At 62.2% G+C, this 17,264-nt stretch carries 11 protein-coding genes; 3 read left to right on the top strand and 8 right to left on the bottom strand.

The genetic code is table 11. From position 1 onward, the window contains the following. Positions 1-604 precede the first annotated feature (604 nt). Positions 605-1,375, top strand: coding sequence for a hypothetical protein (locus OK17_RS15255; RefSeq protein WP_461417952.1), 771 nt, complete (start codon positions 605-607; stop codon positions 1,373-1,375). Between the two features lie 198 nt (positions 1,376-1,573). On the opposite strand, the gene OK17_RS15260 is transcribed toward OK17_RS15255, so the two are convergent. The 7 genes from OK17_RS15260 to OK17_RS15290 form a co-directional block, all read right to left on the bottom strand. Continuing rightward, entirely contained in the window at positions 1,574-4,693 is a 3,120-nt protein-coding gene (locus OK17_RS15260; protein WP_461417953.1) for a type I restriction endonuclease subunit R, read from the bottom strand. After that, positions 4,690-5,859 carry a restriction endonuclease subunit S gene (locus OK17_RS15265; protein WP_461417954.1) on the bottom strand — a complete coding sequence of 390 codons (1,170 nt, stop codon included), beginning with the start codon at positions 5,857-5,859 and terminating at the stop codon, positions 4,690-4,692. The genes OK17_RS15260 and OK17_RS15265 overlap by 4 nt, the downstream gene beginning before the upstream one ends. Further along, positions 5,856-6,329, bottom strand: coding sequence for a hypothetical protein (locus OK17_RS15270; protein WP_461417955.1), 474 nt, complete (start codon positions 6,327-6,329; stop codon positions 5,856-5,858). The genes OK17_RS15265 and OK17_RS15270 overlap by 4 nt, the downstream gene beginning before the upstream one ends. A 322-nt stretch (positions 6,330-6,651) precedes the next feature. Then, positions 6,652-8,229, bottom strand: a complete 1,578-nt coding sequence (locus OK17_RS15275; RefSeq protein WP_461417956.1) for a type I restriction-modification system subunit M — start codon at positions 8,227-8,229, stop codon at positions 6,652-6,654. A 259-nt stretch (positions 8,230-8,488) separates the two neighbouring features. Next, on the bottom strand, positions 8,489-11,827 hold the full coding sequence (locus tag OK17_RS15280; protein WP_461417957.1) for an ATP-binding protein: 3,339 nt from the start codon (positions 11,825-11,827) through the stop codon (positions 8,489-8,491). Then, on the bottom strand, positions 11,824-12,621 hold the full coding sequence (locus OK17_RS15285) for a DUF4194 domain-containing protein (protein WP_461417958.1): 798 nt from the start codon (positions 12,619-12,621) through the stop codon (positions 11,824-11,826). The genes OK17_RS15280 and OK17_RS15285 overlap by 4 nt, the downstream gene beginning before the upstream one ends. Beyond that, positions 12,618-14,138, bottom strand: a complete 1,521-nt coding sequence (locus OK17_RS15290) for a DUF3375 domain-containing protein (protein ID WP_461417959.1) — start codon at positions 14,136-14,138, stop codon at positions 12,618-12,620. The genes OK17_RS15285 and OK17_RS15290 overlap by 4 nt, the downstream gene beginning before the upstream one ends. 124 nt (positions 14,139-14,262) lie before the next feature. Here OK17_RS15290 and OK17_RS15295 point away from each other — a divergent pair, with 124 nt between their 5' ends. Then, positions 14,263-15,378, top strand: a complete 1,116-nt coding sequence (locus OK17_RS15295; RefSeq protein WP_461417960.1) for an alpha/beta hydrolase — start codon at positions 14,263-14,265, stop codon at positions 15,376-15,378. Between the two features lie 15 nt (positions 15,379-15,393). Here the strand turns inward: OK17_RS15295 and OK17_RS15300 are convergent, their stop codons facing one another. After that, positions 15,394-16,080 (bottom strand): ZIP family metal transporter, encoded by a 687-nt coding sequence (locus tag OK17_RS15300; protein WP_461417961.1) that lies wholly within the window; start codon positions 16,078-16,080, stop codon positions 15,394-15,396. Between the two features lie 629 nt (positions 16,081-16,709). Between OK17_RS15300 and OK17_RS15305 the strand changes: the two genes are divergently transcribed. Next, positions 16,710-17,234, top strand: coding sequence for an MSMEG_0572/Sll0783 family nitrogen starvation response protein (locus tag OK17_RS15305; RefSeq protein ID WP_005195025.1), 525 nt, complete (start codon positions 16,710-16,712; stop codon positions 17,232-17,234). Positions 17,235-17,264 lie beyond the last annotated feature (30 nt).

Genomic DNA, 17,264 nt, shown 5'->3' on the forward strand with positions numbered 1-17,264 from the left:
ACGAGTTACACCACTACCTGGGACTTGACCTAGACAGACTGTTCACTGCATGTCGGGTTACACCGATGGTTGAGACGGGATGAGAGGATGCCTCCATGCCCACAAGTGCCTCCAGCCGACTGCACGTGGTGAACATGTCGGCTGAAGAGCTAGATGAACAGACTTTTCGTGGCCGCGACGTAATCAGCTTCGCAGTCGACCGCGACTCAGCTAGCCCAGGCAACGGGCGTATTGCGGTGATCGTCACACATAACGGCATCACCCCCCATCCGTCTCGCACCTTGGCCTGGTCAAAAGAGGGGCGTCCCGCACGAACCTAGGCGCGACCTGGGTAGTCAGTTCTATCCGGGTGATAACAACTCCAATCCGACTAGCGGAACTGGAAGCTGACCTAGGCAGATTTGCCGACGACGTTAAGTACGCGTGCTCACTCCGGCGTGGTGGGTCGCTATCTCCCTCAGCATCTTCGTCTCTTCGCAATGCCATCCGGATGAGAATCGGAGTTGGTGAATGGCCAACAAGCGATGGCCCGCCGGAGTGGATGGCGCCGCGCTTAGCTGGCGATCTGCAACAGGACCATACAAACGCAATAGGAACCGCGCTGATGTTCAGCGACATGAACCTGTCGCAAATGCGGACTGCTCCGTTGCCAGGCGATAGTCCTTTAGCGGATCCGAGTCTGGGGCCATCCGAAGCGAGCCTTATCGACAATGACCTTCGCAACTTCCCTGGCATGGACGGCAGACCACTTCGCGAAGACATCTTCCGTTTGACTGATCGGAGACACACCCTCGATGTCATGAATGTGAATGCAACTCGGATCGAAGGTGCAGTGGGCGTCGACCTAATCTATTACAACCACGACTTCCGTTCATTCGTACTGGTGCAGTACAAGCGCATGATGGCTGCCACAGGTGGTCGGATCGCAACGATCGACGCCCGCCTCCCTGATCAGCTGCAGCGAATGATTGCATTCAACGACTTCGCTTGCTCTTCCTCCCTTGAACCCGACCCTGTCGCATATCGTTTGGGCACGGGGGCGACATTCACCAAATTCGCCTACCCGGTCGCTGCACCCATACGGGAGGCCGACCTTACGCGCGGTCTGTACGTCCCCTCGGAACTCCTTAACCGCCTATACCGGAGCGGTCATCTGAAGGGGCCTCGCGGCGGCGATGCGGTCACGCACGACAATCTCGGAAGATGGCTCAGCAACGACCAGTTCGCGGAACTGGTTAAGAAGGGGTGGGTAGGCTGCGCGAATGTGTCGCGCGAGCAGATTCTCAGCTTCGTCTCCGCCAGTCTCGAGAACAGGCGTATTGCCGTCATCGCCGCACATTCATCGGCGCCAGTCGGAGATGATCCTCAGGCATGACCGTCGAGCCGAGAAACATTGAGAGGCGAAAGCCTGACGACTCGCGCCTCTCGTCGAGGGCAAGCACTGGCCACATGCACGGCGTAACGGCACACTCGCGAACAAGATCGCACTCGAAATTCTCCAAGGGTGACGTCGTGCATTGCGAGAACATGTTGCCTATTAGGCGTACAAATCAATCTTCGCGACGTCCGAAGCCTACTCGCCCAAATAACCCAGCCCGAAGAACCGTTCGAAGAACGCTGCCAGTTTCTGGATCACGCGCTGCTTCTTTTCGCCATGACCGCCACCACTCGCGAATCGGGACACCGGTGGCAACACCTTTGTGATCGCCGTGCCGGTTGTGCGTAGCGCGCCGTCACGGAACGCCGTCTCGACGAACTCACGGGTACTTTCGGCGCGAAGGTTCTCGTCCTCGATGATCTTGGCCAGCTCAGCGTCGCGCTTGGCCGCGATGAATGCCTGCCACTCTTCGTCGATTGCTCCGTCGACCGACACCGAGTCGACAAAGTCTTCGATAAGGTCCTTCTTGTTGCGCAGAGTAGGGCTGGCGTCGACAGCGCGAGAAATTTCGGCACGAATCTCCTTGTCCTGTCCATCGCCGCCGTGCTCGTCGCGGTACTTGGCGACGAGCATCAGGATGTAGTCGACGTTGATCTCGACCTGCTTGATCAGCTCGACCTCGAAGACCACGTCGTCGTTGATTAGCTCTTTGTCGGCGTCGGCGCCCTTGCGGAATTCTGCGTACAGGTCGAGGTAGACGCTGCGGTAGTCCTGGCCCTGGCGTTCGGTCAGGATCTCGTTGCCAGCGAAGTCGTCAAACGAGGTGAGGATGTTCTCCTGCCGCAGGATCTGCCCGAACAGCGCGATGAACTCCTTTTGCGCGGACTCGCCGACGATCGGCTGTCCAAGCGGGAACGCCGACAGCATCGCGTTCACCTTCTCGGAGTACTCGCTGTAGTACTCCCCGTACGGCTTGAGGATCACCACTCCGCGTGCGTCCTTGTTGCCGAAGAGCTCCAGCGCCTTGTTGGTGGCATCTTCGAGGTCGCGGAAGGCCACGATGTTGCCGTAGGTCTTCACCGAGTTCAGGATGCGGTTGGTGCGAGAGTACGCCTGGATCAGGCCGTGCGCGCGCAGGTTCTTGTCCACGAACAGCGTGTTCAGCGTGGTTGCATCGAACCCGGTGAGGAACATGTTGACCACGATCACCAGGTCGAGTTCGCGGTTCTTGAGCCGTTGTGACAGATCTTTGTAGTAGTTCTGGAACTTGTCGGCGCTGGTGTCGTAGCTGGTGCCGAACATCTCGTTGTAGTCGATGATCGCGTCCTCGAGGGCCGAGCGTGCGTCGGTCGGGAGATCGTCGGTCTCGAAGCCCTCGTCATCGATGATGCCGTCGTCGACGGCTTCGTTGGCGCCGTAGGAGTAGATGAGTCCAATCTTGAGGCGCTTACCAGCAGGCAGCTTCTCCTGCTCCCACTTCAGCACGTTGTAGTAGATGCGCGCCGCCTGGATCGAGGCAGTAGCGAAGATGGCGTTGAAGCCACGCACGCGCTTTCGTTCGCGCAGCGCTTCGGCTTGGCGGCGTGTGCGTGTCGCTTGTGGCACGTTGGTCACTACCGAATGTTCGTAGCTCGACGACCGCTTTGTCTTTTGGTCGAAGTGCTCCAGGGTGTACTTGACGATCTCTCCGATGCGGCGCTCGTCCAGCAGCGCCTTCTCCCGGTCGATCGCCGAGACCTGCCTGTCGTCAGGGTTGCCGACCTTGATCGTGTTGATGTAGTCGATCCGGAATGGCAGCACGTTCTTGTCAGTGATCGCGTCCACGATCGTGTAAGTGTGCAGCTTCTCACCGAACGCCTGCTCAGTGGTTTTGAACTGTGGGTTACCGCCGCTGCCACTGTTCTCGGCGAAAATCGGCGTTCCGGTGAAGCCAAACAGGTTGTAGCGCTTGAACGCCTTGGTGATGTCGGTGTGCATGTCACCGAACTGCGAACGGTGACATTCGTCGAAGATGATCACGACGTGCTCGTCTGTGATCGCATGATTTCTGTTTGCCTTGATGAAGGTCGAGAGCTTCTGGATCGTCGTGATGATGATCCGGGCAGTCGGGTCTTCGAGCTGCTTCTTCAGCACCGCCGTTGAGGTGTTGGAGTTCGCCGCGCCCTTCTGGAAGCGGTCGTACTCGCGCATCGTCTGGTAGTCGAGGTCCTTGCGGTCGACGACGAACAGCACCTTCTCGACACTCAATAGTTTCGACGCGAGCTGTGCCGTCTTGAACGACGTCAGCGTCTTGCCCGAGCCGGTGGTATGCCACACGTAACCGCCGGCCGCGACGGTACCGAGCTGCTTGTAGTTCGTAGCAATGTTGATGCGCTGCAAGATCCGCTCAGTGGCAACGATCTGATACGGACGCATCACCAGCAATAGCCGATCGGCAGTCAGCACGCAGTATCGAGCGAGGATGTTGAGCAACGTGTGCTTGGCCAAGAAGGTCTTAGCAAACGACGTGAGGTCTTGGATCGGCTTGTTCTGCGCGTCCGCCCACCAGGATGTGAACTCGAATGTGTTCGATGTCTTGCGCCCCTTGCCTGGCCTCTGCCCCTCTTTGAGGTGCTGGCTGCGGGTGGTGTTCGAATAGTACTTGGTCAGCGTGCCGTTGCTGATAATGAACAGCTGTACGTACTCGAAGAGTCCGGAGCCCGCCCAGAAGCTGTCGCGCTGATACCGATTGATCTGGTTAAACGCCTCACGTATGTCGACACCGCGCCGCTTGAGCTCGATATGCACCATCGGAAGACCGTTCACCAGAACCGTCACGTCGTAGCGGTTGGCGTAGCGCCCTCCCGCGCTCTCCTCGTCGGCAGGATCGGCGCGGTCGACCTCGTACTGGTTGATGACCTGCAGCCGGTTGTTGTGGATGTTCTGCTTGTCCAGGAGCGTGATGTTCTTGGTTGAGCCGTCGTCACGCTTGAGGATCTGCACGTGATCCTCCTGGATGCGCACGGTCTTCTCAGCGATGCCGTCGTTCCTTCCGGCGATCTTGTTCGCGAAGAAGTCAGTCCACTCCGCGTCCGAGAAGGTGATGCGGTTCAACAGCTCCAGCTGCAGCCGCAGGTTCGCGGTCAGCTGCTCCTCCAAGGTGATCGGCAGGTATTCGTACGCCTGCGACTCCAACAGCTTGACAATCTCACGTTCCAGCGCCGCCTCCGACTGATAAGCAGCCTCCGACGATGCATCTGGCACATACTCAGCAACGACGGTGCTCTCCGCTGAGACCGCGATCGGGTCGTACTTGCGTGTCTTCGCCTCGCTCATGCTGCGACCTCCTCGAAGGTCAGCAGCTTTTCTCGGTAGTACTCGTACTGCGTGCGGCGAGCCGTCAGTTCGGCAGGGAGACCGACGCTCACGTCGTTCACCAACGCATCAAACTTGTCCAGGACCGCAACAATTCTGATTTGGACGTCGATGCCGACCATAGGTACGAGAACTTTTCCAAGATCCGACTTATTGACCGCCGGGATGCTGCCAACCTTCCTCAACGCCACGACCTCGTCTTGGATATTCTTCAAAAAGTAATATAGGAACTTGTTCAAGACGAGCGGAGACGTACTATTCACTCGGTAGCAGAGAGGACCACACCAGAATTCTTTATCCTGGAAGCCGACGTGACCCGCGCTACCCTGGCCTCGAGAAGGAATTGTTACTACCCCACCGTGGGTGTTAGCAGCCCTGGCGAATCCAGACGGCTCATTACCCGCATTAATATATGGAATACTACCGGAAATCACGACTGATTCCGGCTTGGTCCCCGTCCGGATCGAGGCCAAGCTGGCAAGGGGAACCCAGTCATTCGACGAGAAAACGCCCTTGCTAACCATTCTTTGGCGATAGTGTGTGAACTGCCGGCGACGTGCGTCCAGTTCTGCTTTAAGCTCAGCTTCCAGCCGAGTGAACTTATCCAATATTCGCACAATCTCCCGCTGAACCTCGAGAGGCGGCACAGGGATGCGAACCTTAGCCAGGTTTGCACCCGACACTCGTCGCACCTTAGTACCCGACACGTATCGCCGCTTTTGGCTCTGAAATTGTTCGGACTGAAAAAAATACGCAACATACTTCGGTTCGAGCGTATGACTGTATATGTATGCGTCACCACTTATCACGACATCCGACTCGCCCAGCCAGGCTGTTGCCTTCGCGACAGCCTCGTCGTCTTCGCTTGTCGTGGCGATTAGCAGATCACCCGGCTTCGCATGGCGCAGCTTCGCCGCGAGCCCCTTTGACGTGAATGACTTAGTCTCGGTGGCCCATACCCCATAATGGGTGTGGATCTGGCCATAGTGGACGGCGGGAACACCATCATCGGCAAGATCCTTCTTCTGAAGACCATTGCCCCGGACAAACGTCCCAACGTCACCAAGTGTCTTGAATGGAACTCCGTCGAGGTACAGCTTGTCGATCAGTTTATTGAGGGAGTTCACGCGATAACCCCTTCGCTAGTCTGTCCATCGTTCCAGCCGAGTTGCTTTATCGCTATATCGATTTTGCTGTTCAGTTCGATGTTGCTAAGAATTCCTTCAATCAATGCCCGGCAGGGACCAAAACGACTAATAGCCTCCACTTCTGTACCATTACCATGTATTTGGTTGCTAAGCTCAGAAAATAGATCATATCCCTGTCCAGAGAACTGAACTGGGATGATTCGAGCCTCTTCGTCGACCTCCTTGAGTAGATGAGAAAACGGCTTGCGTCCACCATTCTTCCCTTCAATCGGCAGTTCATACGCAGCTGCCGCGGCGTGCGTAACTACCTCCATAATCTTCCTCAGATAAACCATCGCCCCAGCTCCCAACCCGACTTGATGGGCAACGATGGCTCGCTGAAGAAGCTGATATGGGTCAAGCACAAGCTCGCCATCCTGCACAGGCTGGACCTTGCGGTGCTCGACCATTCGATCGAGGCGAACTGTCGGTGCAGGGCTGAAAAGGTCGTCTCGAACGCATCGAATAATGAACCAAGCGCCGACCCGTTGAGGACAGCCTGGGCAGCCGAGAACGGTGTCAATACTTGCGCTGCGGCTTCCCACAACCAAGCATGAGAGCTTGCCACGGGACTGGAAAGAACGCTGGTCCTTGCAGGTCTCGCAGTCATAGTTCCTGAACACCGTGCCAACGTCCACGTTGCGGTGGGCACCTCGAGCAATACGCTTCGAACCTAGGAAATTCTCCACTTGCAGCGGGTCGTATGCCCGGTCGAGCGAACGACTAAGCACCTCACTCAGCCTCAATTGCCGCCCCTTCCAGACCTACGACGATCGCATCAATCTCAGTGCGCAACTCAGCCTGTCGTGCCACGATCCGCGCAATCTCCGCGTTCAGTTGGGTGATGTCCACGAACACACGGAGGTCTTCTTGCTCGACGTAGCTGGACACTGCGATGTTGTAGTCGTTTGCGGCGATGACCTCGTTTGCCACGAGTTTCGCGACATGGTCGGCGTCTTCGCGAGCCGCGAGAGCGTCGAGGATGTGGTCTTGGTTCTCTGGAAGCAACTTGTTCTTGTTACCGATGCGCTTGAACTCTGCCGCGGCGTCGACGAACAGCACGCAATTGTCCTTCTTGGACTTCTTGAGCACGATGATGCATGTCGCAATCGTGGTGCCGAAGAACAGATCTGGCGGCAGCTGGACCACCGCGTCGACGTAATTGTTGTCGATCAGGTACTTACGGATCTTCGCCTCAGCACCACCGCGGTAGAGCACACCAGGGAACTCAACAATCGCCGCCGTGCCGTCGACGGCCAGCCACGACAGGATGTGCATGGTAAAGGCCAAGTCGGCCTTGGACTTCGGCGCAAGCACGCCCGCAGGGGCGAATCGATCATCGTTGATCAGCAGCGGGTTGGCGTCGCCCTCCCACTTGATCGAGTAGGGCGGATTGGAAACGATCGCCTCAAACGGCTCGTCGTCCCAGTGCTGCGGCTCGGTGAGCGTGTCGCCGTGGGCGATGTCGAACTTCTCATAGTTTACGTCGTGCAGGAACATGTTGATGCGGGCTAGATTATAGGTGGTCAGGTTGATCTCCTGGCCATAGAAGCCTCCTACGTTCTCTTTACCGAGCACCTTGGCGAACTGGAGCAGCAGAGATCCCGAGCCGGCCGCCGGGTCGTAAACCCGATTGACTCGCTTCTTGCCCGCGACGGTGATCTTTGCGAGCACTTCGGAAACCTCCTGCGGCGTGTAATACTCGCCACCCGACTTGCCAGCCTGGGAGGCGTACATCTGCATGAGGTACTCGTAGGCATCGCCGAAAAGGTCGATCGAGTTATCCTCGAGGTTGCCGAGCGGAAGGTCACCAATGGCGTCGAGCAGCTTCACGAGCTTCTCGTTGCGCTTGGCGACGGTGTTGCCGAGCTTGGAGCTGTTGACATCAAGATCGTCGAAAAGGCCCTTGAGGTCATCTTCGCTGTCGGTGCCGACCGCGGACCCTTCGATGTTCTTGAAGACCCGCTCAAGCGTCTCGTTCAAGTTGACATCTCGCGCCGCACGTTTGCGGACGTTTGCAAAGAGCTCAGACGGCGGGATAAAGAAGCCCTTTTCATCGACGGTGTCTGCGCGGCCGAACTCAGCGCTCTTGTCGTCGAGCTTTAGGTAATCGAAGTTCACATCTCCGGCTTCATGCTCCTGCTTGTTCAGGTACGCGGTGAGGTTTTCGGAGATGAATCGATAGAACAGCATGCCCAGGACGTAACTCTTGAAGTCCCAGCCGTCCACGCTTCCACGTAGATCGTTTGCGATCCGCCAGATCGTCTTGTGCAGCTCGGCTCGTTGGGCTTCCTTAGTCGTAGGTGACATAGTAGCTTCCCTCTTTCCGCTCCCAGCAGCTGGGACCATCAAATCACGCTGTTCGCAACCTCGAAGTACCGGTGACGAGGCAACTTCGCATCCGCTTGCCAATCGCGTTGCTCAGCATGCCAGATCGGACCGACCTGTTTGGGAACCGTCACCTGCCCGGACTACATCGACTGCGTCGGACGTCGACCACACAACTCTAAGCCGTCTGGTAGGGACACTTGCCCACGAAATAGTGGCCGACGGAATCGACCTCTCCTCTTCACACCACCAACTGACTCCCCGACCGCCGCAACTCCGAGAACGCCTTGATCGTCGTCGATGTAGCCGTAGCAATCGGCCGCAGGTCCGGCCCTGCCTCGACCTTCGACACCATCACCACGTTGTCCACGTACGGCTGGATCGTGCTGGTGTTCTGCACCGTGGCGACGATGATCAGCTGGAACCCGAACTTGCGGAACGCACTCAGCGCCTGCTGGGCGAACTGCGGGTCGGACTTCGAGAACGCCTCGTCGAGCATCAACTGGGCGAAGATCGGCCGGTTGTCGTTGCCATGCGGACTGGCCAGGTTGAAGCTCAACGCACCTGCAAGACAGAACGCCATCAGCTTCTCCTGCTCGCCACCGGAGTTGTCGCCGGCGTTGGAGTAGGTTCGGATGGTCTCGCCGCTCTCGGCGTCGTGCTCTTCGCAGTAGAAGTCGAAGCGGTTGCGTACGTCGAGGGCGTCGCGCGTCCACTGACGGTCTTCTGGGGTGTTGCCGGCGAGGCGTTCACGCAGCAGCAGGATGTCGGAGTACTGCTCGAGGATGGCCTGCTCGTCGCCGAAGCTGACCGCCGTTGCGCGATTGGAGATCTGACGCGCCTTCTCGGTCAGCTCCTCGACAGCGGCGAGCTTCTTGCGGCCCGGGACCAGCCGCAGGCGGGTGCCGCGGTTGAACGCCACCGCACCCAGGCCGGTGTTGACGCGCTCGATCTGCTCGACGATGCGTCGTTCCTCGGCGTCGGCGGCCATGTGCAGACCCAAGATCGCGCCCGGGGCCTGCTCGGTGATCAGGCGGCGCATCCGCTCGTAGGCGGACGGCAGTTCGCGTTCGTCGATGCGGCGGCAGACGGCGACGTAGTCATGGATGCGCTCGTCGAAGTCGTCGCTGTCGTTGGGGATGGCGTCGGGGAATTCCTCGTCGTAGGTGTCGAGGATGCGGGCCAGCTCGTCGCGGGAGCGTCGGGCGTCGGAGCGCATACGGTCGCGCTCGCGGCCGGCGGCCTTGACGATCTCCTGGCGGTACGGCTCGGGGTTGAGCACGTCGAGGGTCGCCGAGAGGTCCTCGCGGAACCCGTCGAGGGTCTTCTCCGCCTGCGCGGGAACGTCTTCGGGCTTCAGCCGGTCGATGAGGTCGAGCAGCTGGGTGCGGCGTTCGTCCTGGCGGGCGATCTTGTCCTTGACCAGCGCGGCCTGCGAGATCGCGTGGCGCACCTGCTCCCACAGGTCTTCGGCCTTGCGCTGCAGGGCCTCGACGTCGGGGTTCTCCTCCATGAGGAGGTCGTACTGATCGGTGAGCTGGTCGACGCGATCATCGACGGAGTCGACGTCGATCTCGTTCCACTGCGTGAACTGTTCGCACACACGGCGATAGGCGTCGCGGCGCCGTTCCTTGGCGGAACGTTCGCGGTCGAGTTCGGCGCAGTCCTCGCGGGCGTCGTCGAAAGCGCGCTCCTCGTAGGCGAGTTCGTCGCGCAGTGCGGAGATCTTGGACTCGACGTCACCGACGAAGATGTACTGCGACCGGCGCAGCTGTTGGCGGTCGTCCTTGACGGCCAGCTTCGCCGAATCCTTGCGCAGACCCTGGTCGGTGACGGCCTTGGCGTACTGGGAGAACTCCCCCGGGTTGTCGACGCACATGTGGTTGCCGAGCTTCGCAAGCACCGTCATCGCCTCGGCGGCACACGGGTGGCCGGGGTCGACGGAACGCAGCTTGGACGCCAGAGTGCCCGGCTCGACGTCGGGCATCGGCCGATTCTCGGCCTGGTGCAGCTGAATCCGGCCGCGCATGTCGTGCGAGTTGACGAAGCGCAGAGCGGAGCGGAAGTGCTTGTCCGGCACGAGCAGTCGCAGGCCGGCGTTACGCAGGACCTTCTCGACGGCCAGGCGCCAGCGTTCCTCGTCGGGGTCGAGTTCGACGAGTTCGGCGACGTACTTGAGCTCGGACTCGTCGATCTGCAGCGCGTGCGCGATGACGCGGCGCATCTCGTGTTCGGTGCGCGGCAACGCGGAACCGGCCTGTTCGACGCGGCCGAGCTCTTCCTGCGCGGTGTCGCGGCGGCTGCGGGCGGCGACCTCGCGGGCGAGCGCCTCGGCGTAGTGAGCGCGACCGGCCTCGAGTTGGCCGTCGATCTTGGTGGCCTCCTCGATGAGCTCCTCGCGCAGCGACCAGAAGCCCTCGGCGTTGGTCGGCGGGCTGAATCCGAGTGCGGAGACCTTGTCCTCGTAGGAGTTTCGGCGGGCGGTGACCTCGGTACTGAGTTTCTGTGCGCCGCCGAGCTGTTCGCGCAGCGGGGCGAGATCGCCGGTGGAGGTGGCGATGCGGGCCAGCAGCAGGCTGTGGTCCTGGCGCAGCTGGTCGTGCTGGGTGGTCAGCGCGGCGAGATCACCGTCGAGGCGGGTGATCTGGTCGTCGAGGTCGGCAACCTCGGGCTGCGCGTTACGGATCCGCAGGTTGTTGACGTAGCTGCGGATGGTGGTGCTGTCGATGGTGTCGAGCACCGAGAAGGTGGCCGACTCGGTCGCGTACCGCTCGTGGATCTCTTCGATGTTGCCGAGGATGGTGCGCTTGCGCCGCGCGACGTCGAGCAGCTCACGGGCCTCGACGAGCGGGTCGATCTGCTCGAGGGCGTCGGCGATGCCGACGATGGACGTCGGGGCGTCGAGCATGAACTCCCGCACGAACTGTGCGAGACCGCCGACGCTCTTGAGCGACTTGGCTTTTCCGAGGAGCTGCTGTGCGGCGTCGGAGCCACGGATACCGATGAGCGAGTACAGCGTCGAGAGGTACTTGCCCTCGCCGGGCCCGCCACGCCAACCGCGGTCGCGGAACTTGGCCGAGTTGTAGTTGGCAGCGGCCCACTCGTTGCAGGCCTCGACGATGTCGGCGTCGCCGTCGTAGATGAAGTACGAGCTGTGCGCGTCGGTCATCTTGCCCGCGGCCAGCCACTTGAGGACCAGGCCGGTGATGGCGGTGCCCGAGGAGGAGGTGTAGGTGACCGCGATGGCCGCCCACGCCGGGCCGGTGCCGCGCAGGTACATGATCTCGCGGTGCGCGTTGGTGCCGTCGCGCCGCTCACCCCACGCACCGCGCACGTACTTGCCGACGGTCCGCTTACCGCTCGACGAGCCGGCGGCGGTGGCGTCACCCGAGGCGTTGAAGTTGCGGCGGTGGTCGGGCAGGAACGCCAGCGAGATGGCGTCGAGCAACGACGACTTACCCGAACCCGACGACCCGGTGATCAGAGAACCGTTGGAGCTGAACGGGATCGAGTGATACCCGTCGAACACGCCCCAGTTGATCAGCTGCAACCGGGACAGGTGGTACTGGTCGACGCTCACCAGTCGTCTCCTTCGTCATCGCCGAAGCCATCTTCGACATCCGGTTCCTTGGGTTCGTCGGCCGCGCTCTCGGGCGGCTCCTCCCCCGTGTCGCCGGAGCCGATGAACTGCTCGAACTGGCGCTGCAGATCGGTGATCACCGACGCCGTCATGACCGCGGAGATCACCGGGCTGACGGTGAAGGTGTCGGCGTCGTCGCGCTGCTTGCGCAGGAACTCGAGCTCTTCCATCTTGTCGATCGCCCGCTCGATGCGCTTGTCGAAGAGTGCGAGGTCGCGGTCGATGGTGTTGGTGACGCCGGCGAAGAGCTCGTGGATCTCCTCGCGGGTGATCAGCGCATCCTCGTCGCGGGCGGCCCGGATGTACTTGGCGAGATGCAGCGCCAGGATCGCGTCGTAGGTGTGGACGGTCTCGCGCTTGAGAATGCGTCGGCCCCAACGGGAGTCGTAGCCGGCCTGCTCGACGAAGGCGACCTGCAGTTCGTCGACGAGGCGCAGGCGGAGGTCGAGTTCGGACAGGCGGATCCGCAGGACGTCCTGGTACTCGGACACCCACGACCACAGCTGCGGCTGCCGGTCACCGCTGACGTAGCGGCGGGCGAGCAGGTTCTGCAGCGCCCAGCAGGCACGGTCGGGCATCTCGCTGACGTCGCCGTCGAAGCGGGGTGCGCTCGGAGCGTGCGACGTGGCGCGGTTGGCGACGGTGGGGAGATCGTCGAAGCCGGCGAACTCGTCGGGGAGGTCGGGGCCCTTCGTGGCTCGCTGCGCTCGCACCTCAGGGAGCAAAGATGTCATTCGGCGTCGACCTCCGCAGTCGGAATCGGTTCGGTGAAGGTCAGGTCGGGGACTTCGATGGCGTGGTCCTCCCCGAGGAGGGACCGGAAGCGCACGGTGGTCATCGGCACCTTCTCCCCTACCGCGGCCTGCTTTTGGGCCCAGGACCACAGCACGATGACGTGCGCGAGGTACGCCTCGTCGAGGCCTTCGATGACGTCGGTGAGCGCGACCGGGCCGTCGGCGACGGCGTTGTTCACGGTCTCGGTAAGTTCGACGGTGTCGACCTGGCCGGTCATCGACGCGAAGGCGGTCAGGTCGGCGTCGGCGCCACCGGCGGGCAGTGCCGGGGCGGGCGGGACGTGTTCGCGGATCTCGAAGGCGAGGCGGCCGATCGAGTTGAGGGTCGGGGCGGCCAACGGCAGTTCGTAGCCGAGGCGACGGTCCGCGAGGGAGGTCTTGAGCAGGTCGTTGGCTGTGGCCAGGGCGTCGTTGAGCTGACGCGCCAGGCCCCGGCTCTGCTCGAGGGTGCCGGAGGCGACGAAGCGTCGGATACGACGAGCGCAACGCTGGCGGGTGCGGCCGACCTCGGCCATCTGCTGGGTGACCAGGCCGAAGAAGTTGTCCATGACCGATCGCAGGCCGGCGTCCATGCCGGGGAAGTTCTCGATGATGGTGTCGATGTCGGCCTTGAGTCGGGCGCGACGCTCCGGGTCCTGGATCATCTGGCTGAACGCCTGGTACGACGCCGACTGCGACGACTGCAGCAGGGCCTCGTAGTCGTCGAAGAGTTGGCGCTGACGGTCGCGGTAGGCAAGGTCGGAGTCGCCCGGGTCGTCGAGCAGCGCGGTGGTGATGCGGTCGAGCATCGTGCCGTACTGGCCGATGTCGGAGATGATCTGCTCCATCTGGTAGCCGATGGCGCGGGCGGAGTCCTCGGCGACGCGGAGGTCGACGGGTGGGCGGCGGCCGGCTTCGAGGTCGGCGAGCTCGGCGTCGAGGTCGGACATCTGGGCCTCGAGCTCGAGGCGGATGGTCTCGGGGTCGTTGCTGACCTGCCCGGCGACGCGTCGGAGTTCGGCGGCGATGCCGGTGATCGAGCCGCCGGTGGCGATGGAGTCCTCGCGGCGCTGGCGGCGCATGAAGTCCAGGACCGAGCGGGCCTCGCTGGTCAGGTGGCAGAGGTTGGGGGCGTCGGGGTCGGTGGTGTCGGTGACGCGGTGCAGCCAACCCTGACGGGCCCACAGTTTGACCAACTCGAGGCCGGTGGGCTGATCCTCGGTGAGGTCGAGTTCGGCAAGGTCGCGCTCGAGGCGCATCGTGAGCTCGACCTCCGACATCTTTGTGCCGTAATCGAGGTGACGCTCCATCAAGGTGACGTAGAGAGCCGAGTTGGTGGCCGCGAACAGCTTGACCGCCGCCGACTTCTGCAGGGCGCGGTTCGCCTCCAGGGCGTCACCCAGCGTGACCTGCGCCGATTCCAACGGCACGACGGGTCGCCCGACGTCGTGCTGAGCCGGGAAGGCAGAAATCTCCATCGCCGCCTCACGGGGTTCTCGGGGACTACGGGACCCGCGATAGTCTGCCACGTCCGCCCCGCGGGACCCCAGTCCGGTGGTTGTGCGGCAGCCGGTGGTGACCCACCTCGCTACCCTGAGCGGCATGGTGATGGCTGATCGTCCCGAGGTCGAGACCGCGTCGGGACCCCTGACGGCGCTGACCGTCGTCGGACTGGCGTCGAGCATGCTCGGCGGACTCGCGCGCGTGCCGTTCAAGAAGCCGTGGTCGGGGCCGTCGGGGCTGCTCGACAACGTCGGCCAGGCCGTCACCCGACAGTCGATCCGCGCGTTCATGGGCTACTCGATGGGGCTCCCGATCGAGGAGTTCAGGTCGATGGAGAAGATCCTCGACGACATCTGCCGCGTCGTCATGCCGCCGTTCGTCGAACTGACCGACGGTGTCGAACTCACCGACGACACCATCGGCGGCGTGCCCGGTCTGTGGTGTCGTGCGAAGGCGAGTTCTGACGCTTACGTCGACGAGGACGAGGACAAGCAGGAGATCGGTGCGACGATCCTGTACCTGCACGGCGGCGGGTACATCGGGACGTCGCCGATCATGTACTCGGCGTTCGCGTCGTCGCTGGTGCGGATCACCGGCTTCGAAGTATTCATCGCCGACTACCGGATGGCACCCGAATTCCCGTTCCCCGCTGGGATTCTCGACGCCGCTGACGTGTACCAGGCGCTCCTCGGCCGTGGTGTGACCCCGGACCACATCATCGTCGCCGGAGACTCGGGTGGCGGTGGGCTCGCGGCGTCGCTGGTGGCGCACCTGCACGAGCAGGGTCTGCCGAAGCCCGGTGCGCTGGCGCTCTTCTCCCCTGAGATCGATCTCGACCTCGACCATCCGTCGATCACCGAGAACGCCCAGTACGATGTGCTGCCGTGGAACATCCCGGTGACGCCGTATCTGCACGGGGTGCAGCCCAACGACGCACGGGTGTCGGTGATCAACGCCGAACCGAATCCGGAATGGTTCCCGCCGACCTTCGTCTGCTGGGGCGCCGACGAGATGTTCCGCGACGGGATCCGGGAATTCGCCCAGCGACTGGAAAAGGCCGAGGTGCCCACGCACGCCATCGAGGAACCCGGCATGTTCCATGTGTTCCCGATCCTCATGCCATGGGCCGAGGCGTCGAAGCGGGTGTTCCGGTCGCTCCATGACCTTGCTCAAGGCCACGTGGCCAGCGACCCGGACGCGACGCAGACGCACTGAGGTGAGGTCGTCGGCTCAACCCAGGACGAACGCGAGTAGGAAGCCGCCCGCGGTGGCCAGGCCGACCCACCAGCCGCCTTCTCTATAGGCCTCGGGCATCAGGCCGTTGGCGAGGACGCCGAGGGTTGCGCCGCCGGCGAAGGCCTGAACGATGCTGATCGCGGTCGGCGAGATGGCGTCTGCCACCGCGTAACCGCCGACGGTCACCGCAATGAGGATCGCGGCGGTGGCCACCCACATCACCAGCGCGTAGCGCAGCGACATGTCGTGTTCGCGTCTCATCAACGACGCACCGCTGACCGCCTCGGGGACGTTGCCGACGGCGATCGCCACCACCAGCACCAGCGAGCCGCCCGCGGTGAGTGAGACGCCCAGCGCGCTGTTCTCGGGCACGCCGTCGAGAAAGACACCCAGCATGAGGGCCGGACCGATGGCGCGGGAGCCGAGTTTGGTCTCGACGACATGATCGGCGACCACGTACACCGCGGTGCCGAGGAACAGCGCGGCCCCAGCGAGGCCGATCCCGGCCTGTTTGAACGCCGGCTGGAACAGTTCAGTGGACACCGCGGCGATCATCGTGCCCGCACCGAACGCCATCAGCGTTGCCAGGACGCGCGCCGGGAGATCCCACCGGAGACCGATCGCGGCTCCGATCGCGATGGGTACCGCAGTTATCAGGCCGTAGAGGATTGCGGTGAGCATGGATCCAGCTTGCGCCTGATCGGTGGTTGGTGACCTCGATACGCGGCGTCCTCGCTCCGCTCGGTCGTCGCTACTCGGCCAGCAGGGACGCGCGGCGGTCCCGGATTCCGTATGACGTTGCGCCCGGCTTCTGGGCACAAGATCGAACGGAACATCGAGGCGCCGGGTCGTCGAGCCCGGTGTAGTCCGGTCGTACGACGTCACGGCCGGTTACGGTGCCGTAGAGGTCGGATTAGTCGGGAATCCGTGAGAAACAGGTCACAAAATTGCGGATCCCGCGCTCGACCTGCGGAGACACAGACGATATGCTGACTTACGTCCGATGAACCGGTCAGACCCCCGACCCGACCGGTTCGTCGGACATTTTAGTGCCCGGACCATCCCGCTGTCCTGACGAGCGGTTGAGGCTCCGGCCCCGTCGTGCGTCGTGTTACGCCGACCGCGCCTCCATTTATTCCAGCGGTAACCACCCGGTAATCGTCGCGGGGTGAACTGGTTCTCGTAGCGATCAGCTACTCGATGAGATCGAAGTCCTACCGATCTGCCGCTCTTGGGCAATGATGCCCGATCCGCATTCTCACACGCCTAGCCGCCAGACGCGCCGTCGTCTCGCCATTCCAGGAGTCCTTGTGCCCTCTTTCGACGAAACCATCACCGAGAACATCGCCGCATCGCTGGCGGAGATCCCGCACCCCTCGCTGCCGAAGGGGTCCAACATCTACGGCGGCACCAAGATCTTCCCGGACTATCAGGCCGAGGACGGCGAAACGTACTTCACGCTGGTGCACGGCATCGCGCACGAGTCGTCGGTATCGTTCGTCGCGGTCCTGCAGGCGACCCGCGCGTTGCGCAAGGGTTTCGAGTCGGCCATGTACTTCTACGGGCCGGGCGCCATCAATTGCCTTGCCACACGCGGATTTCCGACGACCGGCGACTCCGGATTCCCCGGTGAGCAGAACATCAACAACGCACTCGAGACCTTCATCTCCGAAGGCGGCACCGTGTTCTGCTGCCGATTCGGCCTCGCGTTGCACGGCGGCCGTGAAGAGGACCTGATCGAAGGGGTCATCCCGGCGCACCCGCTCGACGTCCAGGACGCGATCATCCACTACGCACGCAAGGGCGCGATCATCAACTCGACCTACATGGTCTGAGGCTGGTTTCGATACGGCTCGTCGCTAGCG

Source organism: Gordonia sp. GN26 (assembly GCF_054823965.1).

What these genes read in the sequence shown, in the direction of transcription:
- OK17_RS15255 (WP_461417952.1), top strand. Translation starts at nt 605, where the DNA reads ATGTTCAGCGACATGAACCTGTCGCAAATGCGGACTGCTCCGTTGCCA.
- OK17_RS15260 (WP_461417953.1), bottom strand. Translation starts at nt 4,693, where the DNA reads ATGAGCGAGGCGAAGACACGCAAGTACGACCCGATCGCGGTCTCAGCG.
- OK17_RS15270 (WP_461417955.1), bottom strand. Translation starts at nt 6,329, where the DNA reads ATGGTCGAGCACCGCAAGGTCCAGCCTGTGCAGGATGGCGAGCTTGTG.
- OK17_RS15275 (WP_461417956.1), bottom strand. Translation starts at nt 8,229, where the DNA reads ATGTCACCTACGACTAAGGAAGCCCAACGAGCCGAGCTGCACAAGACG.
- OK17_RS15285 (WP_461417958.1), bottom strand. Translation starts at nt 12,621, where the DNA reads ATGACATCTTTGCTCCCTGAGGTGCGAGCGCAGCGAGCCACGAAGGGC.
- OK17_RS15290 (WP_461417959.1), bottom strand. Translation starts at nt 14,138, where the DNA reads ATGGAGATTTCTGCCTTCCCGGCTCAGCACGACGTCGGGCGACCCGTC.
- OK17_RS15295 (WP_461417960.1), top strand. Translation starts at nt 14,263, where the DNA reads ATGGTGATGGCTGATCGTCCCGAGGTCGAGACCGCGTCGGGACCCCTG.
- OK17_RS15300 (WP_461417961.1), bottom strand. Translation starts at nt 16,080, where the DNA reads ATGCTCACCGCAATCCTCTACGGCCTGATAACTGCGGTACCCATCGCG.